This is a genomic window from Plantactinospora sp. CA-294935 (assembly GCF_050936445.1).
In the GTDB taxonomy this organism is placed as follows: Bacteria; Actinomycetota; Actinomycetes; order Mycobacteriales; family Micromonosporaceae; genus Plantactinospora.
Genome location: NZ_JBNJMU010000001.1, coordinates 5,238,527 through 5,264,533 on the forward strand (window position 1 = coordinate 5,238,527; position 26,007 = coordinate 5,264,533).

Sequence of the window (26,007 nt, forward strand, 5' to 3'; positions counted from 1 at the left end):
ACCGAGCCGGAGGGGGCCGCCGGACAGAACGGGCAGGTCCGGTCGGCGAAGGCGGGTTCGTCGTCGTGACCGGCGCTCCGGCCGGCACGGCGGTGCCGGCGTGAACCCGTCGGGGTGTGGCGGTGCCGGCGTGAACCCGTCGGGAGTGGCGGTGCCGGCGTGAACCCGTCGGGATGTGGCGGTGCCGACGTGAACCCCTCGGGATGTGGCGGTGCCGGGGTGGATCCGTCGAGGTGTGGTGCTGGCGTGCGGGGTCGAGGGGTGGCGGTGCGGGCGTGAACGGTCGGGCCGACGGGCACGGCTACGAGGTGCGCGAGCGACGGGAACAGTTCCGGGGCAAGGTCTTCTCGGTGGTCACCGACCAGGTGGCGATGCCGGGCGGCCGGGTGGTGGCCCGGGACTACGTGCGGCACGTCGGGGCGGTCGGGGTGCTCGCCCTGGACGAGCGGGGGCGGGCGGTACTGATCCGGCAGTACCGCCACCCGCTGCGCCGGGTGATCTGGGAGCTGCCCGCCGGGCTGACCGACGTCGCGGGTGAGGCGCTGTCGGCGGGCGCGCTGCGGGAGCTGGCCGAGGAGGCGGATCTCGTCGCCGGCCGGCTGGACCTGCTGGTGGACGTGCACACCTCACCGGGGTACTCGGACGAGCTGATCCGGATCTTCCTGGCCCGGGAACTCTCCGAGGTGCCGCCCGAGCAACGGCACGAGCGGCGCGACGAGGAGGCCGGGCTGGAGGTGATCCGGGTCGACCTGGACGAGGCGGTCTCGATGGTCCTGGCGGGCGAGATCACCAACGTGGCCTGTGTCGCCGGGGTGCTGGCGGCGGCCCGCTCCCGGGACCGGGGCTGGGCCGGACTCCGCCACGCCGACTCGCCGCCGCCCTGACCACCGCCACCGTCACCGGCCGACGGTCCCGGCCGGGTCGCCGGATCACCGTGGCTGACATACCGTCAAGGTTGCCGGTTACCCGCTGTCACAATGCTGGCTGCCGGAACACCGCCCCGGTCCTAGACTTCCGCGGGCGGGACGGTGGACGCGGTGGCAACGGAGCCGCCGCGCGTCGCGCGGCCGGGGCCGGTAGCCCCGGAGAGAGGTGTCGGAATCGTGAAGGTCGGAATTCCGCGCGAGGTCAAGAACCGCGAGTACCGGGTGGCCATCACCCCGGCCGGGGTGCACGAGTTCGTCCGTGCCGGCCACCAGGTGTACGTGGAGAGCGGCGCTGGAGCCGGGTCGTCCATCACCGACGCCGAGTTCGCGGCCGCCGGGGCCACGATCCTGGACGACGCCGACGAGGTGTGGGGCGTCGCCGACCTGGTGCTGAAGGTCAAGGAGCCGGTCGCCGAGGAGTACCACCGGATGCGCGAGGGGCAGGTGCTCTTCACCTACCTGCACCTGGCCGCCTCGAAGGCGTGCACCGACGCGCTGCTGGACCGGAGGGTGACCGGGATCGCGTACGAGACCGTCGAGCTGCCCGACCGGTCGCTGCCGCTGCTTGCCCCGATGTCCGAGGTCGCCGGCCGGCTCGCCCCGCAGGTGGGGGCGTACCACCTGATGCGCTCCGGCGGCGGGCGCGGCGTGCTGATGGGCGGCGTCTCCGGGGTGTACGCCGCGAAGACCGTGGTGATCGGCGCCGGGGTCTCCGGCCGGAACGCCGCCGCGATCGCGCTCGGCCTGCAGGCCGAGGTGCTGCTGCTGGACCGGGCGGTCAACCAGCTTCGCCAGGCCGACGCCATCTACCGGGGCCACCTGCAGACGGTGGCGTCGAACACCTACGAGATCGAGCGGGCCGTCCTCGACGCCGACCTGGTGATCGGCGCGGTGCTGGTGCCGGGTGCCAAGGCGCCGACGCTGATCAGCAACGAGCTGGTCTCCCGGATGAAGTCCGGCAGCGTACTGGTGGACATCTCGATCGACCAGGGCGGCTGCTTCGAGGACTCCCGGCCGACCACCCACGACGACCCGGTCTACCCGGTGCACCGGTCGCTGTTCTACTGCGTGGCGAACATGCCCGGTGCCGTGCCGCACACCAGCACGTACGCGCTGACCAACGTCACCCTGCCGTACGCCCTCGAACTGGCCAACCACGGCTGGCGGGAAGCGCTGCGCCGCGACCCGGCGCTCGCGCTCGGGCTGAACACCCACGCCGGGCAGGTCACCTACGGCCCGGTCGCCGAGGCGCACGGGATGGCCACCCTGCCGCTGGCGGACGTCCTCGGATGAGCCGCCCGGGACCGGCACCGAGGCCCGGTGGTGCTGCGGCGCTGGGGTTCGGTGGTGCTGCGGCGCTGGGGCCCGGTGCCGCTGCGGCGCTGGGGCCCGGTGGTGCTGCGGCGCTGGGGTTCGGTGCCGCTGCGGCACCGGGGGTGGGTGCCGCCGCGCGGGACGGCCGGGGGCCGGCCTGACCGCGCCGCCGCAGCCGGCCGGTGACGGGCCCGAACCGTCGCCGGCACTGCGCCGTGCCGTGCGCGGCTACCTCGACCACCTCACCGTCGAGCGGGGGCTGTCGGCGAACACGCTCAGCTCGTACCGCCGGGATCTGGAACGGTATCTGGCGACGCTGGCCGCCGGCGGCGTCGAGGACCTGGCCGCGGTCGGGCCGGCCGAGATCGCCGCGCACGTGGCCCGGCTGCGGGCCGGGGCGGACGGCCACCCGCCGCTGGCGGCGGCGTCCGCGGCCCGGGCCGCCAGCGCGGTCCGCGGCCTGCACCGGTTCGCGGTCCGGGAGGGCCTGGTCGGCCAGGACGCGAGTCGGGACGTACGCCCGCCGGTCCCGCCCCGGCGGCTGCCCCGGGCACTGGACGTCACCGAGGTGGTCACGTTGCTGGAGACCGCCGGAGCGGTCGACGCGACCGGGCCCCGCGCCGCGCTGTCGCTGCGGGACCGGGCCCTGTTGGAATTCCTGTACGGCACCGGCGCGCGGATCTCCGAGGCGGTCGGCGCGGCGATCGACGACCTCGACCTGACCGACGGCTCGGTGCTGTTGCACGGCAAGGGCGGCCGGAGCCGGCTGGTACCGGTCGGCGGTTACGCCGCCGAGGCGGTGCGGGCCTATCTGGTCCGGGCCCGGCCGACGCTGGCCGCCGCCGGACGGGGCGTGCCGACGGTCTTCCTCAACGCCCGGGGTGGCCCGCTGTCGCGGCAGAGCGCCTGGACCATCCTGCGCCGCGCCGCCGCCCGGGCCGGACTGCCGGTGGACGGGCCGCGCGCGGTCTCCCCGCACACGCTGCGGCACTCGTACGCCACCCACCTGCTCGACGGCGGCGCCGACGTCCGGGTGGTGCAGGAACTGCTCGGGCACGCCTCGGTGACCACCACCCAGGTGTACACGTTGGTCACCGTGGACCGGCTCCGCGAGGTGTACGCCACCGCGCATCCCCGGGCACGCGGCTGACCCGGGCGATCCCGGCCGCCCCGCCGGCGGGGTACTGTCGGGCGGCGGGTGCGATCCCGGTCGGGTCGTGGCAGTCGGCGGCCGGTTCGACACGCCGAGACGGTGCCCACTACGGTGCTGCGACGTGGCGTAGAGTCGGGATCTGGCGCGGCCTCGTGAGGCGGCAATCGAGGTTCGCGGCGGCGCCGCACAGGACACCGTTCGGCTCCGACGCCGGGCAGTCGTCGGGAGGGGGCGTACGAGGACATGGCTGGAAACGCTGACCGTGCCGAGGCGTGGACCTCAAGCCTGCGCGAGCAGCAGTCCGCCCTGGATCTCGGTGCCGAGTTGGGTCCGGCCGACCCGGCCGCGTACACGATCCGCAAGCCGATCCCCGAGCCGATGCCGACCGACCAGCACGGGCCGGCCCGGATCATCGCGATGGCCAACCAGAAGGGCGGGGTGGGCAAGACCACCACGACCATCAACCTCGGTGCCGCACTGGCCGAATACGGCCGCCGCGTGCTGCTGGTCGACTTCGACCCGCAGGGGGCGCTCTCGGTCGGCCTGGGCGTCAACCCGCACAACCTCGACCTGTCGGTCTACAACCTGCTCATGCAGGACGACGTCACCGCCGAGGACGTGCTGATCAAGACGGACGTCGCCGGGCTGCACCTGTTGCCGGCCAACATCGACCTCTCGGCCGCCGAGATCCAGCTCGTCAACGAGGTCGCCCGGGAGATGGCACTGGCCCGGGTGCTGAAGTCGATCCGCAAGGAATACGACTACGTCCTGATCGACTGCCAGCCGTCGCTGGGCCTGCTCGCCATCAACGCCCTCACCGTGGCCGACGGCGTGCTCATCCCGCTGGAGTGCGAGTTCTTCAGCCTCCGTGGCGTGGCCCTGCTGCTGGACACCATCGACAAGGTCCGCGAACGGCTCAACTTCGACCTGGAGCTGGAGGGCATCCTCGCCACCATGTACGACAGCCGCACCACGCACTGTCGTCAGGTGCTCCAGCGGGTGGTGGAGGCGTTCGGCGACAAGGTCTACCAGACCGTGATCACCAAGACGGTCAAGTTCCCCGAGTCCACGGTCGCGGGTGCGCCGATCACCACGCTGGATCCGGCCTCCTCCGGAGCCCGCAACTACCGCCAGCTCGCCCGAGAGGTGATCGCCGCGCAGGCCGAGCGGTAGTCAGGTGGGCGGTTCCGGCCGACGTCGGCCGGCGGTCTCGCGTTTTGTCTGTCCGGGCCCGGGTCGGTGCCCGCCGTGTCGAGGATCATCGGGTGAGTGACGGTACCGGAGCGACGCTGATGGCTGACGGTCCGGAACCGGTGGACTACGGTCGTCGGGTGAGTTCCCCGCCCACCTCCCCGGCCGCGCCGGACCCGCGGCCGCCCGCGTCGGATCCACCGTTGCCCTCGCCCGACTCGCTGCCGGCCGGGACGGTCGGTGCCGACGAGCCGCCGATCGCCGCCGACCGGGACGCGCTCACGGCCACCGGTCAGGACGCGGTCCCGGTAGACCCGACCGTCGATCCGGCGCACGCCGAGGCCGAGGCCGCGGCGGCGGGAGGCTTCACCGTACGGCTGGCGAACTTCACCGGTCCCTTCGACCTGCTGCTCCAGCTCATCGGCAAGCACAAGCTCGATGTGACCGAGGTCGCGCTGCACCGGGTCACCGACGAGTTCATCGCGTACATCCGGGCGATGGGGGACGACTGGGACCTGGACGAGGCGAGCGAGTTCCTCGTCGTCGCCGCGACCCTGCTCGACCTCAAGGCCGCCCGGCTGCTGCCAGCCGCCCAGGTGGAGGACGAGGAGGACCTGGCCCTGCTGGAGGCCCGGGACCTGCTCTTCGCCCGGCTGCTGCAGTACAAGGCGTTCAAGGAGGCATCCGGGCACATCGCCGAGCTGGAGGCGGTCGGCTCCCGGCGCTACCCCCGGGCCGTCGCCCTGGAACCGCGGTACGCCGAGGCGCTGCCGGACCTGGTGCTCGGGATCGGGGCGGACCGGCTCGCCGCGCTGGCGGTCAGGGCGATGACTCCGAAGAAGGCGCCGGTGGTCTCCATCGACCACGTGCACATGGTCCGGGTGAGTGTCCGGGAACACGCCGCGCTGTTGCGCGACCGGCTCCGTCGGGCCGGCATAGCCACCTTCCGGGTACTCTGCGCGGATTGCGAATCCACCCTTGAGGTGGTCGCCCGGTTCCTGGCCCTGCTGGAGCTCTACCGGGAAGGGCTGGTCGGGTTCGCCCAGGTGGAGGCGCTCGGTGAGCTGACCGTACGGTGGACCGGTCCCGAGGACGGCGGCGCTGAACTCGACATCGACGAGTACGCGGGCGCGCCGGCACCACCGGAGCCCTCGGCCGGCGGCGCCGAACCGGCGGTACCGGCGGAGAGTGGCACCGGACCGGGCGGGACTGAGCCGGACGGGGCCGAGTCGGACCGGACTGAGTCGGACGGGACCGAGTCGGATGGGACGGCGACCGGGGACGAGACGCAGGAGGAAACACGGTGACCAGCGAAAGACGGCCCGACTCGCTGGCCGAGCAGGCGGCGGCCTGGGTGCCACCGTGGGAACGGCCGGCCGGAACCGCGTCGCCGCAGCCCCCCGCCGAGACCTCCGACTCTCCGGTTGAGGGTGAGGCTGAAAATTCCTCCAGCGAATCGCAGGATCGTTCGGTCGAGGCCACCGGCTCCCGGATCGAGGCCACCGGCTCCCCTGTCGAAGGCCCGGGCTCGCGCGGCGAGGCGCCGGCTGCGTCGGTGGCAGAGCAGGATACGCCGGTCGAGGGCTCGGACGCGGTTGCGGAGCGTCAGCAGTTCCCGCTCCGGGAGGTCGTCGACGAGCCGACCGGCGTCACGGGTCTTGCCGATGGGCTGACCGGCGTCACGGGTCTTGCCGACGAGCCGACCGGCGTCACGGGTCTTGCCGACGAGCCGACCGGTGTGGCGCACCCTGCCGACGAGGACGTGACGGTCGTGGAGCAGGCCGGGCAGAGGCCCGGCGGCGAGAAACGCGATGCCGAGCCGGACGAGGCGGTGGGCGTACCCGAGGATGCCGGTCCGGACGCGGCCGGCGAGCCGGCGGCGGCGCCGGTGCCGGGCGGGGCCGGCCGGCGGGCCACGGCGCTGGCGCTGATCGACGACGACGAGCTGCGCGGCGCCCTGGAGGCCATCCTGCTGGTGGTGGACGAGCCGGTCACGGAGATCCTGCTGGCGCAGGTGCTGGAGCAGCCGACCGAGCGGATCTCGGCCATGCTGGAGCGGCTCTCCGCCGGTTACACCACGGCCGGGCACGGCTTCGAGCTGCGCCGGGCCGCTGGTGGCTGGCGGCTCTACACCCGGCCGGAATACGCGACCTACGTCGAGCGGTTCGTGCTGGACGGGCAGTCCGTCCGGTTGACCCAGGCGGCCCTGGAGACCCTCGCCGTGGTCGCCTACAAGCAGCCGGTGACCCGGTCGCGGATCTCGGCCATCCGGGGTGTCAACTGTGACGGGGTGATCCGTACGCTGGTCACTCGCGGTCTGGTGGAGGAGTGCGGCACCGAGCCGGAGAGCGGCGCGTTCCTGTACCGGACCACGACGCTGTTCCTGGAGAAACTCGGGCTGGACACCGTCGCCCAGTTGCCCCCGCTGGCCCCGTTCCTGCCCGACGACGTGGAAGAGATAGCCGATGCCCCGCGATGACAATTCCGATGCCCCCGGCGTGGAACGCCTGCAGAAGGTGCTCGCCGCGGCCGGCGTCGGCTCCCGGCGTGCCTGCGAGGACCTGATCTTCCGGCGCCGGGTCACCGTCGACGGGCGGGTCGCGCAGCTCGGCGACAAGGTCGACCCCGCCACCGCCGTCATCTACGTCGACGGTGAGCGGCTCGTCACCGACACCCGGCTGGTCTATCTGGCTATGAACAAGCCGCGCGGAGTGGTGTCGACGATGGCGGACGAGAAGGGTCGCACCGCGCTGGCGGACTTCCTCGGCCGGGTGGAGGAGCGGGTCTACCACGTCGGTCGACTCGACGCCGACAGCGAGGGACTGCTGCTGCTGACCAACGACGGCACGCTGGCGCACCGGCTGATGCACCCGTCGTACGGGGTGCCGAAGACCTATCTGTGCGAGGTGGCGGGGCCGCTGTCCCGCGGTGCCGGCCGGCGGTTGAAGGCCGGGGTCGGGCTGTCCGACGGGGTGGCCCGGGTGGACGAGTTCCGCTTGGTGGACACGTTGGGGCGTACCGCCCAGGTGGAGCTGACCCTGCACGAAGGCCGCAAGCACATCGTCCGGCGGCTGCTCGAGGAGGTCGGGCATCCGGTGTCCCGGCTGGTGCGTACCGCCATCGGTCCGATCCGGCTCGGGGATCTGCGGCCCGGGCGTACCCGCCGACTGACCAACGCCGAGATCGCCGCGCTCTTCAAGGCGGTCGGTGACTGACCCCGGCCGGTCCTGACCCCGGCCGGACGCGGTTGGCCGGCGGCCGGCGGCGACGGGTGTTCGGGGCCGGTCGCCGCCCGGACCCGCCGGGGTGACCGTGCGCTGGGCCGCTGCCTCCGGTGTCGGGCGCGGGCCGGTCCGGCGGACGGGGCATGATGGACAGCGAACGCGGCGGCGCCGCCACGGCCGGCTGCCCGCGGAACTCGGCAGTGCCGGGCGTATCGCCCAGGGGATCGGTGGAGGAGGAACGGTGGCGGAAAAGGTACGGACCGGGCGATGTGTGGTTGCCGTGGACGGCCCGTCCGGTTCGGGGAAGTCCACCGTCTCCCGCCGGCTGGCCGGCGCGCTCGGCGCCCGCTACCTCGACACCGGGGCGATGTACCGGGCCGTCACCTGGGCGGTGTTGCGCTCCGGGGTCGACCCGCAGGACGCCGAGGCGGTGGCCAAGGTGGCGGGGGAGACCGACCTGAAGATCGGGGTGGACCCGGACGCGCCGAGCGTGACCGCCGACGGCATCGCCGTCGACCGGGAGATCCGGGGCCCGGAGGTGACGGCCGCGGTCTCCGCGGTGTCGGCTGTGCCCGCGGTACGGGAACTGCTCGTGGGGCAGCAGCGTGAAATGATCGACGCGGCCGGCCGGATCGTGGTCGAGGGCCGGGACATCGGCTCGGTGGTGGCGCCCGGCGCCGACCTCAAGGTCTACCTCACCGCCTCGGCCGAGGCGCGGGCGCTGCGGCGCAGCGCGGAGAACGCCGCCGACCCGACCGCCACCGCCGCCGACCTGGCCCGGCGGGACCGGCTCGACTCCACCCGGGCCGCGGACCCACTGCGGCAGGCCCCGGACGCGGTGGTGCTGGACACCACCGCACTGGGCATCGACGAGGTGGTCGCGCGGCTGCGTGACCTGCTCACCGAGCGGCGGCCGGGCCAGTGAGCCAGTGGATCGGCAGGATCGGTGCGGTAGTGGACGACCGGGGTAGCACCCGGTGCGGCGATGCCGTCGGGGTCTTCCCCGGTGGTGCAGTTGAGGAGGCGGCGTGAACGCGGGGGACGGTTGGGTCGAGCTGCGGGAGCCGGACGTCGTCGACGAGGCCGAGCCGACCGGTCCGGTACCGGTGGTGGCGGTGGTCGGGCGACCCAACGTCGGCAAGTCGACGCTGGTGAACCGAATTATCGGCCGCCGGCAGGCGGTGGTGGAGGACACCCCAGGGGTGACCCGGGACCGGGTCCCGTACGACGCGCAGTGGTCGGGACGGCAGTTCACGGTGGTCGACACCGGCGGCTGGGAGCCGGACGCGAGGGACCGGGCCGCCGCCATCGCCGCGCAGGCGGAGAACGCCGTCGCTACCGCCGACGTGGTGCTGTTCGTGGTCGACGCCACGGTCGGAGCCACCGACGTCGACGAGGCCGCCGTACGCATGCTCCGGCGTAGCGCCAAGCCCGTGCTGCTGGTCGCCAACAAGGCCGACAACGCGGCCGTGGAGATCGAGGCGACCTCGCTGTGGTCGCTCGGGCTGGGCGAGCCACGGCCGGTCTCCGCGCTGCACGGTCGGGGCTCCGGCGATCTGCTCGACGCGATCCTCGAGGCGCTGCCCGACGCGCCGCCGGTCACCGAGGCGGGCCCGCGCGGGCCACGCCGGGTGGCCCTGGTCGGCCGACCCAACGTCGGCAAGTCCAGCCTGCTCAACCGGCTCGCCAAGGAGGAGCGGGCGGTGGTCGACTCGGTCGCCGGCACCACCGTCGACCCGGTCGACAGCCTGGTCGAGATCGGCGGGGAGGTCTGGCAGCTGGTGGACACCGCCGGGCTGCGTAAGCGGGTCGGCAAGGCCAGCGGCACGGAGTACTACGCGAGCCTGCGTACCGCGGCGGCGATCGAGGCGGCCGAGGTGGCGGTGGTGCTGCTCGACGCCAGCGAGCCGATCAGCGAGCAGGACCAGCGGATCCTCACCACGGTCACCGAGACGGGCCGGGCCCTGGTGATCGCCTTCAACAAATGGGACCTGGTCGACGCGGACCGCCGCTACTACCTGGACAAGGAGATCGAGCGCGAGCTGCGTCGAATTCCCTGGGCGATCCGGATCAACGTCTCGGCGAAGACCGGACGGGCGGTGGACAAGCTCGCCCCGGCGTTGCGTACCGCGCTGGCCAGTTGGGAGACCCGGGTCCCGACCGGGCAGCTCAACCAGTGGCTGACCGCGCTGGTGCAGGCGACGCCGCACCCGGTACGGGGCGGCCGGGCGCCGCGGGTGCTCTTTGCCACCCAGGCCGGTACCTGCCCTCCCCGGTTCGTGCTCTTCACCACCGGTCCGCTGGACGCCGGCTACCAGCGGTTCGTCGAACGCAAGCTCCGCGAGGAGTTCGGCTTCGAGGGCAGCCCGGTGGAGGTGTCGGTACGCCCCCGCAAGAAGATCGGTGCCGGCGGGCGGGGCAAGCCGCACGGCTGAGCCTCGCCGCAGGTTCGTCGTCTCGCGAGGTCCATCCCCGTCGCGCCGCTTCCCCAGCGGACCGTCCGCGACAGCCCCGCTCTGCGGCTCCAGGTAATGACCTATCTTCCTAGGACGCGGTAGGGGTTGTGGTGGAGGCGTAACGGGACGGGCTCGGCATCGGAGGGCGGTAGGCCGTTGCGCGTACGAAACGGTGCTGCGCTACGCTGTACCGGCTGTCGCACGGTGCGCCGGGCGGGAGCGGGACGTGGCGCAGTTTGGTAGCGCACTTGACTGGGGGTCAAGGGGTCGTCGGTTCGAATCCGGCCGTCCCGACAGCGAGAGGGTTTCCGCAGGTCAGAGACTTGCGGGAGCCCTCTTTTCATAGCTCGACATGAATGCCCGGTCTAGCACGCCGCTGTTGGACTCCTTGACTCGGGCAGGTTGCCATGCCACTACTAGATCTTCAAAAGCTCACCGACGGCCTCTCCCGGACCTGGGCCGGGTTCCTGCGGGACTGGGACCGGTCGCTGCGGGCCGGGAACTATCCGGAGACCACCCGCTACAACTACCTGTTGGCCGCCGCGCAGTTGGGTCGGTATCTGAGGGAGCACTCGCCGGATCCCGACGCGGACGACGCGGCCGATGATCCGTGCGCGGTGACGCGGGCACATGTGGAGGCGTTCCAAGGCTGGATGATCGAGACCAGGTCGGCGTCGACCGCGCTGAACAAGCACAAGGGACTGCAGCAGTTCTTCAAGTGGCTGGTGGTCGACGAGGAGGCGATCGACCGGTCACCGATGGAGCGGGTACGCCAGCCCAAGACACCGACCAAGCTGATCCCGGTCATGCGGGACGAGGACACCGGCAAACTGCTGGCGGCGTGCAAGGGCAAGGGCTTCGTAAACCTGCGGGACGAGGCGTTGATCCGGTTGTACTGCAACACCGGCGCCCGACTGTCCGAGGTCGGCAACCTGCTGGTCATTGACGTGGACCTGAACACCGAGTCGGTGCACTTCCACGGCAAGGGCGCCAAGGATCGGCGAGTGCGGTTCGGCCCCAAGACCGCACGGGCGCTCAGCCGGTACCTGCGGGCGCGGAACAAGCACAAGGGTGCCGTGCTGCCGAACCTGTGGCTGGCGGGGCGCGGCGTGGCCCCGTTGACTCCGAACGGCATCAAGATCCTCCTCAAACGGCTGGGTGAAGCGGCCGGGGTTCCGGACGTGCACGCGCACCGCTGGCGGCACAGCTTCGCCCACGAGTGGAAACGCGCCGGGGGAGACACGGGGGATCTGATGCTCTTGCTGGGCTGGACATCGGAGGACATGCCCCGTCACTACGGCGCTAGCGCCGCCGCCGAACGGGCACAGGAAACCCAAGCCCGACTGGGAATCGGCGAACGCGTCTAGAGGTCAGGGCTGCCGCACCTGGCTGGCGTCGATGACGGGCCCGATGAGCGGGTGCGGTAGCCCGCATTCCGCCCTCGCTCCGGCCAATCTTTCGGCCGGAGCGGGCAGCCGGCTACGTGGGGCCCTCCCCTCGCCCCAGCCGGGGCGCGGGGGAGTACCCGGGGGCGGGTAGCAGGTTCGAATCCCCGGGTATCGGTGAGGAGATGGTGGTGGGCTGCCCGTCGGGCGGTGGCCGGGCTGAGTCTGGTCCGGGCCGGCGGCCGGCCCGGCCGGCTCGGATACGTCCAGTGCCGCTCTACCAGACGGGGGTGCCGGGCCCGCAGCGTGGTCGGGGTGACGATCCGGTGCGCACACAGTGTGCGGGGCAGCGACCGCGTCAGCGCGGACAGCACGGCGCGATCCGGCCAGGACGGCCTCGCCCACCGACCTGGCGCCGTCAACACGGTGACCTCATGCCGTAGCACCAGCAACTCCCGCCGTGTTGACGGCGTCGCTCCGCGCGAGGAGCGCGAGCCAGCCGAACATCCGAACCATGATCAGATACGGCAATGGGCCATCACGAACCGATCGTGCCGCAGCCGGGCGAAACCCCAGCTCATAGCCCATGCGTCTAATTTCGGCAGTGATACGACCTCCGCGCAATCAAGGGTCCTGCGATCGGGCTCGGTGGCGGCGTGCCGCCGCCGAGCGTTCAGCCAGTTGCAGCATGTACGCGGTGCGTGCGTGTTTGGCCATGGCGGCGCGGACTTCGTCGGGCAGCGCACCGTCGGGGTCGACCTGGCGCTCGAACCGCTCGAGGAACGCTTTGGTGCCGGAGGAGGTGCGGGCCGTACGGTCGCTGGTGTTGGCCCAGGAGGCATGTGCGGCGATGCGGGCGCGGCGGCGGCGCTGCTGCGGGGTGATGCCCGTCTCTCCTCCACACCCGCCTGTCTGCGGTTTCTTCTCGCGGTCAGACACGTTCACCGATTCCCATCCGGGCTTGTACCTGCTGGGCCCGCTCGGCGGCAGCGCTGGCGCCGTAGTGACGCGGCATGTCCTCGGACGTCCAGCCGAGGACCAGCATCAAATCGCCGGTGTCCCCTCCGGCCAGCTTCCATTCGTGTGCGTAGGTGTGCCGCCAGCGGTGGGCGTGCACGCCATCGACCCCGGCGCGCAGACCCCGCCGTTTGAGCATGAGCTTGATGCCGTTGGCAGTCAGCGGCTGCGCGCCACGTACCGCCAGCCACAGGCCGGGTAGCCCGAATCCCTTGTGGCCGCCGCGGGCGCGCAGGTAGCGGCTGACCGCCCGCGCGGTCTTGGGCCCGAGCCGAACCCGTCGGTCCTTGGCACCCTTGCCGTGGTAGCGCACTGTATCCAGCGACAGGTCGACATCGTCGATGTCCACGTTCGCCACCTCGGACAGCCGCGCTCCGGTGTTGGCCAGCAGCCGGATGATCGCCTCGTCGCGGACGTGTACGAAGTCCTTGCCTTTGCACGTGTCGAGCAGCTTCCTGGTGTCCTCGTCCCGGATGATCGGGATGAGGCGCTTCGGTGTCTTGGGTTGCCGCACCCGCAGCATGGGTGACTGGTCAATTTCCTCTTCGTCGACCGTGAGCCACTTGAAGAACTGCTGCAGGGCCTTGTGCTTGTTCAGCGCCGTGGCCGGCGACCGGGTTGTGATCATCCACGCTTGGAAGTCCTCGACGTGCCGCCGAGTCACGGCCGTCGGCGTGCCTGCTGCGTCCCCCGCCTCCCGGTGCCTGTCGTCGGCGAGGTACCGGCCCAGTTGCGCAACGGCGAGGAGGTAGTTGTAGCGCGTCGTCAATGGGTAGTTCCCCGACCGCAGCGACCGGTCCCAGTCGGTGAGGAACGTCGCCCACGCTGGCGACAGACCCGTCGCCAGCGTGGTGGGATCCCGGTTCATGGCCACGTACCCTGCGGCGTCGGCACCGGGCGCCGATGCTGGTGCGTGGAGCGGGGCGGAGCCATCGGAGCAAACCGCCCACTAGGCGAGTTGATCGGGGGATCATGACGGCCGTGGTCGTCGCCGATATCACCGGCGAGGCTCACCGACCGTCTGGCCAGTGTGATCAATGCCGCCGCGCTTTGCAGCGCGACCAGTTTGCGGTACGGCGTGGTGCGTGTGCGCCGGTCTGGCACTACCGAGTTCGTCTTCACGACCACAAAAGGCTCGCGAACCAGCGCCGCTGCCACGGTCAGAAGGAGTTGGGCACCCAACAACCACCCAACAGCCAGGCGGATTACACAGTCGGTTACCCAACAACTTCGCAGGGTCTACCTAGCCCATCCCGCAGGGCTACCCAACGCGGCCACGACTGTGACCGACACGGCCGAGGTTTGCTGCCCGAACGAACAGTCTCCGCACCTATATACCTTGTCGCCCAGCAGGCGTCACCCTGGTCACCATTGACGGCAACCTGCCCACCGGCCCGTCGGACACCACGGATGGCCTCGGGAGAACCCGACAGGGCGGTGCCGGCTAATGACTCCGGGCCCTCCCCATTCTGTGGGAGAGGCCCGGATTGCGCTGTTGGGTACTCGGGATTGCACCACGTCAGCCCGTGATCAGCGTCGGATCGCCGGAAGGTTCCTCCACCAGGCCGAGGTAGCTGGCCGGTAGCAGGCGTCGTCGCACCGGTGGCAGACCGCAGTCCTGAGGAGGTAGCGCGGACAGGCCCGCCTTTAAGCAGTAGGCAGCAGCGGTTGCGGTTAGCTGGTCCGGTCCAGCCAGGAGGAGCTGACGCAGGTTTGTGCCGGTCAGCCCGTCGGGAGGATCTCCTATTCTGCGGCGATTGTTAATCTCCCAGGGATTTCGCCACAGTGTCGGGTCATCGATCCGACGGACGAAGGTCTCGACCAACCGCGGCCACCCAGTCGACAGCCACCAGCGCCAGTTGAAGGCCGCGCCACGGCAGGCGAGAAGCAGGAGGATCTTACCCAAACCTCTGACGGCTGCGCTGTCGGCCCACGCCGAACAGCACAGCTCGACGTGCGTCCGGAGTCTGGTGAGTTCCACTGCGTCCGGGGCAAGATCGATCAACCGTCGCCCGTCCGGAAGCATTCGGTCCGGATCCGCCAGCGTCTGGAAGACCTTTCTGAACGGATCGCTGCCTGCGTACAGGTACGACTGCTGATCGCGGAGGACGCTGCGGACCAGCCGAGTGGCAGCCGCGCTGGCGCGCGTCGGGGCCGGTACGATCCGACGGATCGTGGCCCGCCGACCTGTCGGCCCGCCGCTCCGCCAGTAGGACACCAGCTGGCGAACGTTCCTACGCAATCAGGCAGCTGGCCTATTGGCCGTCGACTTCTTCCACATCGACACGATCCTGCTGCGACGCCTGTACGCGCTGGTGGTCATGGAGGTAGCCACACGACGGGTGCACCTACTCGGCATCACCGCAAACCTCACCGGTCAGTGGGTGCAGGTTCATCGCCGCGCTGTGTTGCAGGGTGTGCGGGGTGACGTGCTTGACCTGCAGTGAGGGGCAGGTGCGGGCTGCGGTAGCAGCGTGGTGAAACCAACTGGCCAGGATGCTGACTCATCGGCTGCTCCCTGGCCCGATCTGCGGCCTACTCGCCGCCACCGTCCTCGCCCGCGACACCGTCGACCACGCCGCCGCCATCACCCGCGACCTACAGCGACGCATCCACTAGGCCAGAGCTCTGACCAGGCACTACGGACAACACGGAGATCCACTACTTCAAGAAACTCAGAATGTAGTACCGGCTTTCCTCGCTGATGCCGCCGCCATCGCCCCGGGCGCTACGCGGGGAGCGCTCGCGCGAGCTGATGGTGGCCACCGACGGTCGGTGGGTTCCGAGTAGCTGCCGTGCCTCCGCTGCGATGACGTACCACACCAGGGTCAAGGTCTACGAGAGCGCCTGGTGCCGTGTATCACGATCCGATCGGCCGACCAATCCGCAAGGTCAGCTGCCATATCGGACGGACAACATGGACAGTTGCCGCAAGTATCGGAACCATGCGCAGGTTCCCGAACTGCGAGCGACCATCAAAATCGGTGATGGACCCGTGACTCGACCGCTCGGAAGATTGGACTATCGGCGTTAGGGTGATCGCCTTGAAGCGACGCAACTTTGAGAAGCAGGGGCCCTGAAATGATGATCGAGCTGCCGACGAAGGGACGGCAGGTGCGCGTCGACGGTGCCCTGGTAACAGTCCGGGACGCCGACTGGGCAGGCGACGGAGTGGTCGAACTCTTCGTTCTGGACGCTGCTGGCAGGCCAGACCGGATCCTGCTGTCCGAACAGCAGTTGATGGCCGGGCTGGTGCCGGTCAACGACCGCGGTGGTGACCCGCAGCGTGCTCTTACCGGCCTGTGGGGACGCTGGATGCAGCACGCGGTACCCCGTATCAGGTCGGCACTGCACGCCCAGTTCCTCATGCATCTCCCTGGCGAGCGCAGCCAGCTCTGTCTCGCCTGCATCGATGTGTCCGCCGGGCAGATCCCACACGTCCGGGTAGACATGGCGATTCGGACTTCGGTGGACGAGCAGGACTTGACCTTCGCGAACCAGCGCTGCGGTGACGATCTCGGGCATGGGCGGGATTTTGGCACGACCCTCCGACAAGAACGTCCGCAACTGCCGCGGAGCGGCCATCGGATCGGTGGGTTACGTCAGGTCATCCAGCGGAGCCGATTCCGTCGAGGTAACCCACCGATGGGTCACCTGCGGCGACGCGGACCGGATAGTTCCAGCGCCGGAGGGCCTGCGCCATCTTCGCGGCGCCCGCGGGATTGGCCGAGTGGATGATGACGACACCGACACCGAAGGACTGGCCCTCGAAGGCAGCCCGTTCCAGGACTTCCACGACCGGCCAGATGGTGTCGTCGTTGCCCAGATCATGGTCGAGCCAGAGTTCGTCGAGTCGGTGGCTACGGTGACGGTCGAGAAGGTCCACTCCACCGGAGCTTGTCCGGGCCACCTCTGCTGGCCGGCCGTCGACGAACGAGCGGAGATCGTCGATGAGGACGATCGCCGGCTTGCGGGCAGTCATCGCACGATGCTGGCTCTTCGAAGTTAAGCGGGGTTGAGGTGTCCGCGGTGGCGGCGAGTGGTGGCGGTGCGGGTACGTAGCCGCTGGTTCTCGGGATTCCGGAATCCATAGGCGTCGCGGGCGACGGTCTTGATGACGCGGTTGGTGCCTTCCGACCCGGCGTTGGCGATTCCGGTGGTCAGAAACGCGTCGATCTGTGGCCACCAGGTCTCGATCGTGGTGGCGAGCCGGTGCAGTTCGGGCAGGTCGGAGGCGGCGCAGCGGGTGTAGAAGCGGCGCGGGAGCCGGTGGACGTGTTCCCGGTTCGGCTGGGTGCGGGTGGTCGCGAGCAGATCGAGCAGGTCTTTCGCGTTCCACGCGGCCAGGATCGGGGCGCCGAGCTTGGTGGGCAGGGCTCGGAGGGTGTCAACGAGGCGGTCAACGTGCTTGCCGGGCATGCGGGCGGCGGAGCGAGTCAACCGGTTACGCATCTGCCACTCGGGGTCGCTGCCACGGCCGCGGCGCCCGCGTTGGGTCAGCGTCATCCGGCGGCGGACCTCGGTGACGGCCCGGTTGGCCAGTTGCACGACGTGGAAGTGATCGACGATCAGCACCGCGTGCGGTAACGCCTGCCGGATCGCGGACTTGAACACGGTGCACATGTCGATCGCCACCGCCTGAAGCTGATCATGCCAGGCCTGCGGGCGCCCGATCAGCCAGCCCGTGACCGCCGCCGTCGTACGGCCTTCGACCTGGGCGAGCAGCCCTTGTCCACCGGACAGATCACAGAATCCCACGTGCCACCGGTCCGCGGTCGTGGTCCAGGATCCGGCCTGTTCGTCCCATGTCCAGTGCGGCTTGCCACGGCGAACCTCGTCGATGCCCAGCACCGCGACCGGCCCGGGTTCGGCCGGCAGCACCGCGTTCGCGTGGACAGTGAACGCCTCGGCGACGGTCGGCCACGAGACGCCGTGATCCCGGGCCGACCGCACGATCGTGCGCCCGCCGTCGGCGACCGCCGCACCTGCCGCCTGCCGCAATCGGGTGGTCAGCCGGGCACGAGCCGGGACCTGAGCGACCTGCTGACCTGGGTGCCCCCGGATCGGTTCGACGTGGTCGACGCGGGCAACGGCTTCGTGGCGATGCGGTCGAAGGCCACCGGCCTCTACGTCTCCGCCGATGACGGTGGTTCGCGGCCGCTGGTGACCAACGGTCCGAGGATCGACCTGTGGGAGAGGTTCCAGGTCTTCCACAACACCGACGGCACGGTCAGCTTCAAGGCAGTGAACGGTAAGTTCGTGTCGGGGGGCGGCGGCCCGCTGCCGTTGATCGCCGAGGGTCCCGCGATCGGCCTCTGGGAGAAGTTCGAGTACGTCGCCCCGGCCCCGGTGGTGGTGCTCAAGGCCCAGGTCAACAACAAGTACGTGTCGGCCACCAACGGCGGTCATTCGCCCCTGGTCACCGCGGGTCCCGCGCCGAACGCGTGGGAGAAGCTCGAGCTGGTCGACGCCGGTGCCGGGACCATCGCCCTGAAGGCGCTGGTCAACAACTAGTGGGTGTCGGCTCCGAACGTGGGTGCGTCGCCCCTGGTGGCGCAGGCCAGTACGGTCGGGACCTCGGAGCGGTTCTGGGTCTACGACTACCTGTCCGACGGCACCATCTTCCTGGTCGCCGACAACAACGGGTACGCGGTGACCGCGCCCAACGGCGGTGCTTCGCCGCTGATCGCCAACGCGGACCACTGCTGGGATTTGCCTGACTACGGTCTGAGCAGCTCGGAGCGGTTCACCTTCGAGGCCGTTCAGCCGTACCCTCCGCGACAATCGGCGCCCGTCGCGTCCACCCAGGTGGATCCGGCGGGCGCCGCCCTGTCTCCGCCGTCAACCCGCTTCGTGTCTGCCCCGTTGGTCGTGTCGCGCCGGCCACCGCAGGCGGTGCGGCTACTCATGATGCGGATGGTTCGACGGCGGACGTGACGCGGAGGCCCGATCTCGGTGAGAGGGCCGGCGGGCGGCTGCACTTCGCTCAACCGACACGGCCGGAAGTCGGGACGCCGTTTTGCGACTCGCCGGCCACTGGGGCGGCAGGCGGTGCGGGCTCGACATGGTCCGCCACCCATCGCAGCAACGAAGCCGTCCCGGCGCGCAGGCTCACCAGGGATGACGTCGAGCGGGGTTTGTCCGGCACGACGGGAGCCCAGGGACGCGCGCTCAGGACGTGCAGGTTGGTCTCTTCGATGGCGCGGATGCCGAACGGGTCCATCAGTCCCCTCCTCCGGGTGCTTTCCGCGTCCTGAACTAGTTAAGACTGAACTAGTTCAGCAGGATACCATCATCGGGTGGTCGATGGAGAGCGAAAGCGAGTCGGCGGGGGACGCCCTGGTCGAGGTCTCACGCTGGCCGACGTGGCCAACGCGCTGCAGGTGTCGAAGGCGACGGTGTCGAACGCGTACAACCGGCCCGATCAGCTCAGTGCGCAGCTACGGGAGCGGATCCTGGCCGAGGCCGACCGGCTCGGCTACCCGGGCCCCGATCCGATTGCGGCCACCTTCAGTCGGCGGCGGGTCGGCGCGATCGGGCTGGTCTTCGACGACCCGCTCACGTTCGCGCTCACGGACCCGGCGGAGGTGCTCTTCGCCACCGGCATCGGCGAGGTCTGCGAACGGATCGGTGTCGGCGTGCTCCTCATCCCGCAGGGCACCGGCACCGAACTGGTGCAACGGGCCCTGGTCGACGGTTTCGTGTGTCACTGCGACCTGGACGGGGACGCCCGCGTCGACACGGTGATGGGACGCGGCCTGCCCGTCGTCGTGGTCGACGGCCCGGTGCGGCCCGGTGCCGGCCACGTCGGCATCGACGACCGGCAGGGCGCGGCGACCGCCGCCCGCCACCTGATCGACCTCGGCCACCGGCGCATCGCCGTGCTGGCGTCACCGCTGCGGCCCGACGGCCGTGCCGGTCGGGCCGACCTGACTCGTCAACAGACCACCCAGCACCACGTGATGCGTGAGCGCCTGGCGGGATACCGCGAAGGGCTGGCGGCCGGCGGTGTCGCCTGGGCCGACGTACCCGTCATCGAGTGCGCACCCTACGGCCGGGAATCCGCCTACCGGGCCGCCGCCGACCTGCTCGACAGCGCCGAGCGGCCGACGGCGCTGCTCGCGGCGAGCGACGAACTCGCGCTCGGCGCCCTGCGGTCCGCCGCCGTACGCGGCATCAGCGTGCCCGAACAACTCTCGATCGTCGGGTTCGACGACGCCCCGCCCGCAGCGTGGTCCGACCCGGGGCTCACCACCGTGCGGCAGCCGCACCTCGACAAGGGGCGTGCAGCCGTGGAACAGATGCTCGCACCAACGGCACAGACCGTGACAACCTTCCCCACCACGCTGGTCGTACGCGGATCGAGCGCACGCCCTGGAATTTCTTCACCCGATCCGACGAACGGACGCTGAGGCGGGAGCGGTCGCCGGCTGGCAGAGACACCGAGGTTGGCGGAGTCCGGCCGCACCCGCCCCAGCAGGTGTGGCTCGTGTTCAGCCCGCTGGTCGGCCGGAATGGTCGGCCCGAGTGGTCGGCCTGGGTGGTCGGCCTGGGCGGTCGGTGTCAGTAGTTACCCGTGCGCGGATAGCACGGTATTTGCATCGATGCAACAAAATGCGGCTTTATATTAGTGGATGTGGCGAGGTCAAGTGACTCAGGTCACAATCCGACCATCGAGGGCGCGGGACGAACGCCTGAGCAGGATGAACCACGACTTCAATTCGTCGAGCGCGTCATGGTTGTCGAGCGTTCATTTGTCGGTAGGTTGCCGGTCAGTGGTGCGGTTGTTACGGTGGGTATCGACCGGGGAACACATGGCGGCGCGCATGTTCATTACTTGTCGAGCGGTACCGACCAAATCGGCTTCCGCGAAGATCTATTTAGAAAACCAATTACTACAGCCTTGCCCTGTGGCGTATCCGTGATCCAGTTACCTTCCGGACCAGGGATTTGCCTGACACCGCAGTTCGCGGGTGACCTCGAACAGGTAAGTCGTACGCGGCGGCACTTTTGGGTCACGTCGGTCGGAGCGCCATCCGACGATGCTTGCTTCGGTGCGCGCTGTCGTCGATTAATTCGTTCTAGTAGATGGGTTCGGGTGCTTCGTCCTGCGGCACCGCCGCCCGTTCGTAACGAAAATCGTCATGGTCCGCATCGGAGGAGGCGATGCGGGCCACCGTACCGCGCCACGAAAGCGAACAATTCGGAGGAGGGTTGATGGAAGAATCCGATGTTCTTCCGGCCACGCTCGGGGGAACTCCCACCCGGAACACGAGGTCCGGACCGCGCACACCGGTCATCACCGACAAGGACCGTGCACGAGTCGACCTCTATCTGCGGCTGGCTGATTTTCAGCCGTCGTCCGGTGCACTCAGTGCGCCCTGTGAGGCCCCGCAGATCGACTGGCACGGAGATGCGCTCGGCACCGAGCAGGCGGCACTCTCACACGAGTTCACCCACGTTCACGGCAGGGGTGAAGGTGGGTTCTACAGCGTGCCGGTCAGTAACGGCACAAGAGCCATCTCGTTGACGTTGACCGCGATTGCCGCGCACGCGGAGCGGCTCGGGCTACGCAGACCCCGACCCGGTGACAATGTCATCGTCCCAGCGCTGACCTGGGCTGCGACCGCAACGGCGCCGCTCGACCAGGGATTCCTGCCGCGACTCGCCGACGTGGACAAACGTACTCTCTGCCTGGACCCGGCGTCGGTCCGCGATCTCGTCGACGATCGCACATTTGCCATCATCGCAGTTCACCTTTACAACCGGATGGCCGATCTGAACGCGCTGGCGTCCATCGCGGAGGAACATCAGATCGCCCTGATCGAGGACTGCGCACACGCGCACGGAGCCCTTTACGAGGGTAAACCGGCCGGCACCATCGGGCACGCCGGTACGTTCAGCCTGCAGGCCAGTAAAACCTTGACCTGCGGTGAGGGTGGAATGGTGACCACACGTCATCGGCTACTCGCCGAGCAGATCGCCTCGCTGGCGAATTGCGGCAGACCGTGCGGCGGGGCGATCGAGATTCCCTCGGGCAACGACCGGCTACCCGGCTTGTCCGCGGCTTTCGCCCGCGCTCAGCTCAGCGAGTTCGACACCCAGCAGGCGGCACGAACCGCAGAATGGGCCCGGCTGGACGAGGTGACGGCCCGTCTGCGTGGTGTCCAGCCATTCCCGACCCAGTCGAACACGGTGTCGCCCACGTATAAATGGGCAGCTCGTTACGTGCTCGAGGAATGGGGTGGCATGTCGCTGGACGAGGTCGCCGCCGCCCTTTCGGCAGAGTTGGACGTCCAGATTGTGCGAATGTACGAGCCGCTGACCGACTCGTCCCTCTACCAGCCCATGAACCACCCACTGGCCGTGAACGCCCGCTCGATCAACGAACTCGAACCGACTCGGTACGTCTGCCCGATTGCATCGGAACTGTACGACACTGTCCTCGCCATCGAGCACGCGGCAGCCCTGCGACCCGATTTCGCCGACGCCTACGCCGACGCCGTCGAAAAGGTACGCAAGCGCGGAACGAACACCACGTCAACCAAGCCCGATTCTTCTGCGCGACCGGCGGCCGTCCACCTCTTTCAGAGGGAGCATCAAGAGGCGTGAGCAATCTTAAGGCAGGAATTATCGGTTGTGGTCAAATGGGCCGCAACCACGCGGTGGCGTACCAGACCCTGACTGGTGTCGATCTCGTCGCGGCCCACGACCATGACGATCGCAGCGCCGACCGGTTCTGCGCGGACTTCGACATCAAGCCGGCCACGTTGCCCGAACTTCTGGAACTGGTCGACATCGTCAGCATCTGCACCTGGCCGTCCTCGCACTCCGTGCTCACCCTGGAAGCACTGAGCGCCGGCACGCACGTGCTCTGCGAGAAGCCGCCAGCGGCGAATGCCGAAGAGGCGACCAAGATGCTCGAAATGGCCGAAGAGCAGGGGTTGGTACTTACCTACGGGCTGCTGTACCGCCATGCCTTCCGGGGCATCCTGGACGTCGTCGCCGACGTCGGGCGGCCGTACAAGATCACCGCGAAGTGGTTACGTCGCTTCGGCTTCCCGAAGTGGAGCCCGACCGGATACCGGGAGAGTTCGGGCGGAGCCCTGACCGACCTCGGCGTACACATGATCGACCTCGCGTTGTACCTGGTGGGCTGCCCCGAGCCCGAACTCGTCCACGCGGCGGCGTGGAACCACCGGGCACAGGAGTTCTCCGGCGAGTTGGGGCTGGCGGACCGTATCGCGGACCCGTCGTACCCCGACCACGCGAACGACAGCGCTTTCGTGCTCATGCAACTGGACAACGGGTGCACCGCCATGGTGGAGGTGGCGTACTCGACCGACATGACCGAAGACGAGCACGTCTCGGTCGAGATCCAGGGCTCGCACGGCACACTCGTCCTTCCCGTGCCGACGACGCAGGCGGTTTTCTCCCCGGGCCTGCTTCCGAAATTCCACCGATCCGACGAGAGAGCGTCGAGCTCGGCTGTCATCCAATGCAGACCGAGACTGGTGCGCGAGGCGGTCCACGACCAGCTTGCCAACTTCCGTGACGTCGTACTGGGAGTCCAGTCTCCCGTCATCACCGCGAGCGAAGCCGTCACCGTGCAGCGAATCCTCGATCTCGCCGCCTGTTCGGCGCGAACCGGCGACCCGGTGACCTTGAAGGGGAACGACGAAGCGGGCGACCTTCCGTGCCCGAAAAGCCCGACGACAGGAGTCAGAGCATGAACGACATGCCCGCCGTGCTGGGAGGCGATCCCATCGTCAACCCGGACAACGAACCGGGTTGGCCGTTGTCCGGGGCGATCGAGAGTGCCGCCCTCACCGAGGTCACCGAGAGCGGACAGTGGGTGGGATTCGGACACATCCCAGCCAAGTGGCGCGCGATCCTGGAGCAGGTGGTCGCCGACACCACCGGCTACCGGTACGGCATCGGCCAGCCCAACGGCACCCTGGCCATCGCGAGCGGCATCCGATCCCAGCTCAGGGCGCGTGGCCATGACTGGGCCCAAGGCCGTGACCAGGTGCTGGTCGCCGACCTGACCCATGCCTCGGCCCACCACGGGGTCCGGCTGGGCGTCGCCTCCGAACTCGGGCGCGCACCCGAACTGGTGCCGATCGATGCGCGCAGCGACGCCACCATGGACAACGACGTGGTGGCCGACTACCTGAGCAGGCACGCCGACCGCGTGCTGGCGGTCGTGCCGGCCACGATGTACGGCAACTTCGGCCCCATCGAGCAGATCGTGGAACTCGGTGAGCGACACGATGTGCTCGTCCACCATGACAACGCGCTGGGCGGCGCGGCCCGCTACGACGGCCGACGCGCCCTGACAGCCTCGATCTCCGCGCACGGCGAGGGCAAGGCGACGCCTTCGTGCGAGGGCGGACTGGTCGTGTCGTCGGACCCGCACGTGGCCGCGCTCGTCCGCGCGGACACCGACTGCGGCAACGGGCCCGGACGGTTCGACCCGATCCCCTACGCGGACTTCGGCCCAATCCCGGCCGGCAACCAGCGAATGGGGGAGCAGCCGGCCGTACTGATGCTGGTCCAGTGGCTTCGGGCCATGCACAGCAGACTGCAGGTCCGGGAGAGCCGGCGGCTCGTCACCAACCTGGTACAGGACCCGGGGCTGTTCTCCACGCCGGTGTTGCGGGTGCCGCCCACCGACGCCGAGTACCCCCCGTTCTTCAGCCTGCACATGGAATGCACCGACGCGCTGGAGAGCGAACTCGGCCTGACGCCGGACGATCTCCGGATCGCGCTGACGGCGGAGGGGATCTGGGCTGAGGCCGGCTTCGTCCCGACCCACCGAGACCCGGCCTGGCAGGACAGCGTCGCCGGCAGCGGCCTCACCTACTCGGGTTCGACGCGGGTGTACGAGCGGGCAATTTTCATCCACAACAAGTTCATGCGCCACCCGGACTTCGCGAACTGGATGGCCGAGATCCTCCAACAGGTCAGGGACCACGCGGGCGAACTCGCCGGGATCAGCAAGCGTGTTCCCGGCGCGGGGGAGAAGCGGGTAAAGAATCCGTTCGTCAGGAGGCCCCACCAACGGTGAAAACCATGACACGGCGTCCCGCACTGTTACCGATGGTCGCTCTGTCCGGGCTCTACTTCGTTAACACGTTCCTCTCGGCCGCACTCGCCCCGCGGTACGCGGAGATCGTGTCCTCGCTCGGACTGTCCGCCGACGGCCTCGGCCTGGTCCTCCTCGGTCAGGCGATCGGTCTCACGGCCATCATCCTCACGGCGGCGCCCCGACTCGCCGACCGGTACGGTGCACGTGCGGTCGCTCGGCTCGGGGCCCTGTCGTTCTGCATTCTGACTCCCCTGATCGGTCTCGCGGGTTCGTGGACCATGCTGTTCGCCGCGTTCCTGGCGACCGGGGCGGTCAATTCGTTCCTGGACCTGGGGATGGCCCGGTCGGCGACCGACGTCGAGAAGAAGACAGGGCGCACGCTGATCACCTTCCTGGACATCCCGGCCGCGTTGGGCTCGTTGCTCGGTGCCGGCGCGGGCGCGGCGACGGCCGGACGAACCGGGATCGCCCAGTACGCCATCGCGGTCGGGGTAGCCGGGTGTTTCATCGTCCTCGCCGTGTGGCGGTTCCTGCCCGCTCCGGAGCCACGTTCCGCCGACCTGCCCGAGCGAAGCCAGAAGATCCCGGTCGTCGCCCTGTGCCTCCTGGCGGCAGCCGGTCTCGGAATGCAGCTCGCGGTGCTGGACTGGGCGAGTCTGTTGTACCGGGAACTGGGCGCGGCGCCGACGATGTACGGAATCGGCAACTTCGCGTTCGTCGCGGGAGCGACCGCCATCCTGATTGTCTGTGGTCCACTGGCCGACCGGTTCGGTCCGACCGTTGTCCTTCGTGTCACGGCCACTATGGGGATTCTCGGGATGGCCGCCGCAACCCTGTCGAGTTCGATAGTGGTCGTGACGGTGGGTCTCGCCCTCGCCGGAGCAGGACTACAGCCCGCCCACCCGCTCGCGTTGAGTGCGGCGGGGCGCGGATCCGTCAAGAACCAGGCACGCGTGATCGGCGCCAGCTACATCGGGATGGCGCTGATGCGGCCGGCTGTGGGCGGGTTGGCCGCCGTCACCAGCGTGCAGGTGGCGCTGGGACTGGTGACCATTCTCCTGGGCGTCGTGGTGCTGGTCCTGGCGCCGAAAGCGCGGAAGGAACCGGCTCCCGTCGCTGAGCCCAGCGTCATCGGGCAACGGTGAGAACGATGCTGATCCACCGTCTCGCCCGTACCGGCCACTAACCCTCGATCAGCGGGTGTGGTGGAACAGCACTTCGTTCCACCACACCCGCTGATCAGGAGACAC

At 69.6% G+C, this 26,007-nt stretch carries 26 protein-coding genes, 1 tRNA gene and 1 pseudogene; 21 read left to right on the forward strand and 7 right to left on the reverse strand.

Annotated elements, in window-relative coordinates; translation table 11 throughout:
* Positions 1 to 275 precede the first annotated feature (275 nt).
* From ACQEVC_RS23440 to ACQEVC_RS23495, 12 genes are all read left to right on the forward strand, one after another.
* Positions 276 to 884, forward strand: a complete 609-nt coding sequence (locus ACQEVC_RS23440) for an NUDIX domain-containing protein (protein ID WP_432881104.1) — start codon at positions 276 to 278, stop codon at positions 882 to 884.
* Positions 885 to 1,103: 219 nt separating this feature from the next.
* Positions 1,104 to 2,219: an alanine dehydrogenase gene (gene ald, locus ACQEVC_RS23445; RefSeq protein WP_432881107.1), complete on the forward strand. Its 1,116-nt coding sequence runs from the start codon at positions 1,104 to 1,106 to the stop codon at positions 2,217 to 2,219.
* A 27-nt stretch (positions 2,220 to 2,246) separates the two neighbouring features.
* Positions 2,247 to 2,426, forward strand: a complete 180-nt coding sequence (locus tag ACQEVC_RS23450; RefSeq protein WP_432881109.1) for a hypothetical protein — start codon at positions 2,247 to 2,249, stop codon at positions 2,424 to 2,426.
* Positions 2,398 to 3,390, forward strand: a complete 993-nt coding sequence (locus tag ACQEVC_RS23455) for a site-specific tyrosine recombinase XerD (RefSeq protein ID WP_432891656.1) — start codon at positions 2,398 to 2,400, stop codon at positions 3,388 to 3,390. Before ACQEVC_RS23450 ends, ACQEVC_RS23455 begins: the two co-directional genes overlap by 29 nt.
* A gap of 246 nt (positions 3,391 to 3,636) precedes the next feature.
* Positions 3,637 to 4,566, forward strand: a complete 930-nt coding sequence (locus ACQEVC_RS23460) for a ParA family protein (RefSeq protein ID WP_278062609.1) — start codon at positions 3,637 to 3,639, stop codon at positions 4,564 to 4,566.
* Positions 4,567 to 4,658: 92 nt separating this feature from the next.
* Positions 4,659 to 5,891, forward strand: coding sequence for a segregation/condensation protein A (locus ACQEVC_RS23465; protein WP_432881113.1), 1,233 nt, complete (start codon positions 4,659 to 4,661; stop codon positions 5,889 to 5,891).
* A 248-nt stretch (positions 5,892 to 6,139) separates the two neighbouring features.
* The gene (gene scpB, locus ACQEVC_RS23470; RefSeq protein ID WP_432881116.1) at positions 6,140 to 7,063 is read left to right on the forward strand and encodes an SMC-Scp complex subunit ScpB; all 924 of its coding nucleotides are present in this window, start codon (positions 6,140 to 6,142) and stop codon (positions 7,061 to 7,063) included.
* Complete coding sequence (locus ACQEVC_RS23475; RefSeq protein ID WP_432881118.1) at positions 7,050 to 7,799, forward strand: pseudouridine synthase; 750 nt, start codon at positions 7,050 to 7,052, stop codon at positions 7,797 to 7,799. The genes scpB and ACQEVC_RS23475 overlap by 14 nt, the downstream gene beginning before the upstream one ends.
* Before the next feature lie 250 nt (positions 7,800 to 8,049).
* Positions 8,050 to 8,733, forward strand: coding sequence for a (d)CMP kinase (gene cmk, locus ACQEVC_RS23480; protein ID WP_432881120.1), 684 nt, complete (start codon positions 8,050 to 8,052; stop codon positions 8,731 to 8,733).
* A gap of 103 nt (positions 8,734 to 8,836) precedes the next feature.
* Entirely contained in the window at positions 8,837 to 10,243 is a 1,407-nt protein-coding gene (gene der, locus ACQEVC_RS23485) for a ribosome biogenesis GTPase Der (protein ID WP_432881122.1), read from the forward strand.
* A gap of 241 nt (positions 10,244 to 10,484) precedes the next feature.
* Positions 10,485 to 10,558: transfer RNA gene (locus tag ACQEVC_RS23490), tRNA-Pro, on the forward strand.
* Positions 10,559 to 10,671: 113 nt separating this feature from the next.
* Positions 10,672 to 11,631 (forward strand): tyrosine-type recombinase/integrase, encoded by a 960-nt coding sequence (locus tag ACQEVC_RS23495; RefSeq protein WP_432881125.1) that lies wholly within the window; start codon positions 10,672 to 10,674, stop codon positions 11,629 to 11,631.
* Between the two features lie 642 nt (positions 11,632 to 12,273).
* Here the strand turns inward: ACQEVC_RS23495 and ACQEVC_RS23500 are convergent.
* The 3 genes from ACQEVC_RS23500 to ACQEVC_RS23510 all read right to left on the reverse strand — a co-directional run bounded on the left by ACQEVC_RS23500 (position 12,274) and on the right by ACQEVC_RS23510 (position 14,884).
* Positions 12,274 to 12,594 carry a hypothetical protein gene (locus ACQEVC_RS23500; RefSeq protein ID WP_432881127.1) on the reverse strand — a complete coding sequence of 107 codons (321 nt, stop codon included), beginning with the start codon at positions 12,592 to 12,594 and terminating at the stop codon, positions 12,274 to 12,276.
* Positions 12,581 to 13,534 carry a tyrosine-type recombinase/integrase gene (locus ACQEVC_RS23505; RefSeq protein WP_432881129.1) on the reverse strand — a complete coding sequence of 318 codons (954 nt, stop codon included), beginning with the start codon at positions 13,532 to 13,534 and terminating at the stop codon, positions 12,581 to 12,583. The genes ACQEVC_RS23500 and ACQEVC_RS23505 overlap by 14 nt, the downstream gene beginning before the upstream one ends.
* A 651-nt stretch (positions 13,535 to 14,185) precedes the next feature.
* Positions 14,186 to 14,884, reverse strand: a complete 699-nt coding sequence (locus ACQEVC_RS23510) for a hypothetical protein (RefSeq protein WP_432881132.1) — start codon at positions 14,882 to 14,884, stop codon at positions 14,186 to 14,188.
* Positions 14,885 to 14,924: 40 nt separating this feature from the next.
* On the opposite strand from ACQEVC_RS23510, the gene ACQEVC_RS23515 reads away from it, so the two are divergent.
* Entirely contained in the window at positions 14,925 to 15,113 is a 189-nt protein-coding gene (locus tag ACQEVC_RS23515; RefSeq protein WP_432881135.1) for a hypothetical protein, read from the forward strand.
* A 49-nt stretch (positions 15,114 to 15,162) separates the two neighbouring features.
* Entirely contained in the window at positions 15,163 to 15,285 is a 123-nt protein-coding gene (locus ACQEVC_RS23520) for a hypothetical protein (RefSeq protein WP_432881138.1), read from the forward strand.
* Positions 15,286 to 15,696: 411 nt separating this feature from the next.
* Here ACQEVC_RS23520 and ACQEVC_RS23525 read toward each other — a convergent pair whose 3' ends face one another.
* The 3 genes and pseudogenes from ACQEVC_RS23525 to ACQEVC_RS23535 form a co-directional block, all read right to left on the reverse strand.
* A complete protein-coding gene (locus ACQEVC_RS23525; RefSeq protein WP_432881141.1) occupies positions 15,697 to 16,191 on the reverse strand; it encodes an NUDIX hydrolase in 495 nt (164 codons plus the stop codon).
* Positions 16,192 to 16,273: 82 nt separating this feature from the next.
* Entirely contained in the window at positions 16,274 to 16,648 is a 375-nt protein-coding gene (locus tag ACQEVC_RS23530; RefSeq protein ID WP_432881144.1) for a cyclic-phosphate processing receiver domain-containing protein, read from the reverse strand.
* Positions 16,649 to 16,671: 23 nt separating this feature from the next.
* Positions 16,672 to 17,887, reverse strand: a pseudogene (locus tag ACQEVC_RS23535) (ISL3 family transposase); the annotation flags it as partial.
* Between ACQEVC_RS23535 and ACQEVC_RS23540 the strand changes: the two are divergent.
* Complete coding sequence (locus ACQEVC_RS23540; RefSeq protein ID WP_432881147.1) at positions 17,770 to 18,180, forward strand: fascin domain-containing protein; 411 nt, start codon at positions 17,770 to 17,772, stop codon at positions 18,178 to 18,180. The pseudogene ACQEVC_RS23535 and the gene ACQEVC_RS23540 overlap by 118 nt on opposite strands.
* A gap of 18 nt (positions 18,181 to 18,198) precedes the next feature.
* On the forward strand, positions 18,199 to 18,603 hold the full coding sequence (locus ACQEVC_RS23545; RefSeq protein ID WP_432881150.1) for a fascin domain-containing protein: 405 nt from the start codon (positions 18,199 to 18,201) through the stop codon (positions 18,601 to 18,603).
* 49 nt (positions 18,604 to 18,652) lie between these two features.
* Here the strand turns inward: ACQEVC_RS23545 and ACQEVC_RS23550 are convergent, their stop codons facing one another.
* A complete protein-coding gene (locus tag ACQEVC_RS23550) occupies positions 18,653 to 18,889 on the reverse strand; it encodes a hypothetical protein (RefSeq protein ID WP_432881152.1) in 237 nt (78 codons plus the stop codon).
* Positions 18,890 to 19,031: 142 nt separating this feature from the next.
* Between ACQEVC_RS23550 and ACQEVC_RS23555 the strand changes: the two genes are divergently transcribed.
* From ACQEVC_RS23555 to ACQEVC_RS23575, 5 genes are all read left to right on the forward strand, one after another.
* Positions 19,032 to 20,078 (forward strand): LacI family DNA-binding transcriptional regulator, encoded by a 1,047-nt coding sequence (locus tag ACQEVC_RS23555; RefSeq protein WP_432881155.1) that lies wholly within the window; start codon positions 19,032 to 19,034, stop codon positions 20,076 to 20,078.
* Positions 20,079 to 20,883: 805 nt separating this feature from the next.
* Positions 20,884 to 22,278 carry a DegT/DnrJ/EryC1/StrS family aminotransferase gene (locus ACQEVC_RS23560; RefSeq protein WP_432881158.1) on the forward strand — a complete coding sequence of 465 codons (1,395 nt, stop codon included), beginning with the start codon at positions 20,884 to 20,886 and terminating at the stop codon, positions 22,276 to 22,278.
* Positions 22,275 to 23,399 carry a Gfo/Idh/MocA family protein gene (locus tag ACQEVC_RS23565; RefSeq protein ID WP_432881161.1) on the forward strand — a complete coding sequence of 375 codons (1,125 nt, stop codon included), beginning with the start codon at positions 22,275 to 22,277 and terminating at the stop codon, positions 23,397 to 23,399. The genes ACQEVC_RS23560 and ACQEVC_RS23565 overlap by 4 nt, the downstream gene beginning before the upstream one ends.
* Positions 23,396 to 24,736 (forward strand): DegT/DnrJ/EryC1/StrS family aminotransferase, encoded by a 1,341-nt coding sequence (locus ACQEVC_RS23570; RefSeq protein ID WP_432881164.1) that lies wholly within the window; start codon positions 23,396 to 23,398, stop codon positions 24,734 to 24,736. The genes ACQEVC_RS23565 and ACQEVC_RS23570 overlap by 4 nt, the downstream gene beginning before the upstream one ends.
* Positions 24,737 to 24,741: 5 nt before the next feature.
* Positions 24,742 to 25,902 carry an MFS transporter gene (locus ACQEVC_RS23575; RefSeq protein WP_432881166.1) on the forward strand — a complete coding sequence of 387 codons (1,161 nt, stop codon included), beginning with the start codon at positions 24,742 to 24,744 and terminating at the stop codon, positions 25,900 to 25,902.
* Positions 25,903 to 26,007: the final 105 nt, after the last annotated feature.

Coding starts and splice junctions, on each gene's coding strand:
- ACQEVC_RS23495 (WP_432881125.1), top strand. CDS start 10,672: ATGCCACTACTAGATCTTCAAAAGCTCACCGACGGCCTCTCCCGGACC.
- ACQEVC_RS23505 (WP_432881129.1), bottom strand. CDS start 13,534: ATGAACCGGGATCCCACCACGCTGGCGACGGGTCTGTCGCCAGCGTGG.
- ACQEVC_RS23550 (WP_432881152.1), bottom strand. CDS start 18,889: ATGGACCCGTTCGGCATCCGCGCCATCGAAGAGACCAACCTGCACGTC.
- ACQEVC_RS23525 (WP_432881141.1), bottom strand. CDS start 16,191: ATGCCCGAGATCGTCACCGCAGCGCTGGTTCGCGAAGGTCAAGTCCTG.
- ACQEVC_RS23575 (WP_432881166.1), top strand. CDS start 24,742: ATGACACGGCGTCCCGCACTGTTACCGATGGTCGCTCTGTCCGGGCTC.
- ACQEVC_RS23475 (WP_432881118.1), top strand. CDS start 7,050: ATGCCCCGCGATGACAATTCCGATGCCCCCGGCGTGGAACGCCTGCAG.
- ACQEVC_RS23460 (WP_278062609.1), top strand. CDS start 3,637: ATGGCTGGAAACGCTGACCGTGCCGAGGCGTGGACCTCAAGCCTGCGC.
- ACQEVC_RS23540 (WP_432881147.1), top strand. CDS start 17,770: ATGCGGTCGAAGGCCACCGGCCTCTACGTCTCCGCCGATGACGGTGGT.
- ACQEVC_RS23570 (WP_432881164.1), top strand. CDS start 23,396: ATGAACGACATGCCCGCCGTGCTGGGAGGCGATCCCATCGTCAACCCG.
- ACQEVC_RS23520 (WP_432881138.1), top strand. CDS start 15,163: ATGCTGACTCATCGGCTGCTCCCTGGCCCGATCTGCGGCCTACTCGCC.
- ACQEVC_RS23530 (WP_432881144.1), bottom strand. CDS start 16,648: ATGACTGCCCGCAAGCCGGCGATCGTCCTCATCGACGATCTCCGCTCG.
- ACQEVC_RS23560 (WP_432881158.1), top strand. CDS start 20,884: ATGGAAGAATCCGATGTTCTTCCGGCCACGCTCGGGGGAACTCCCACC.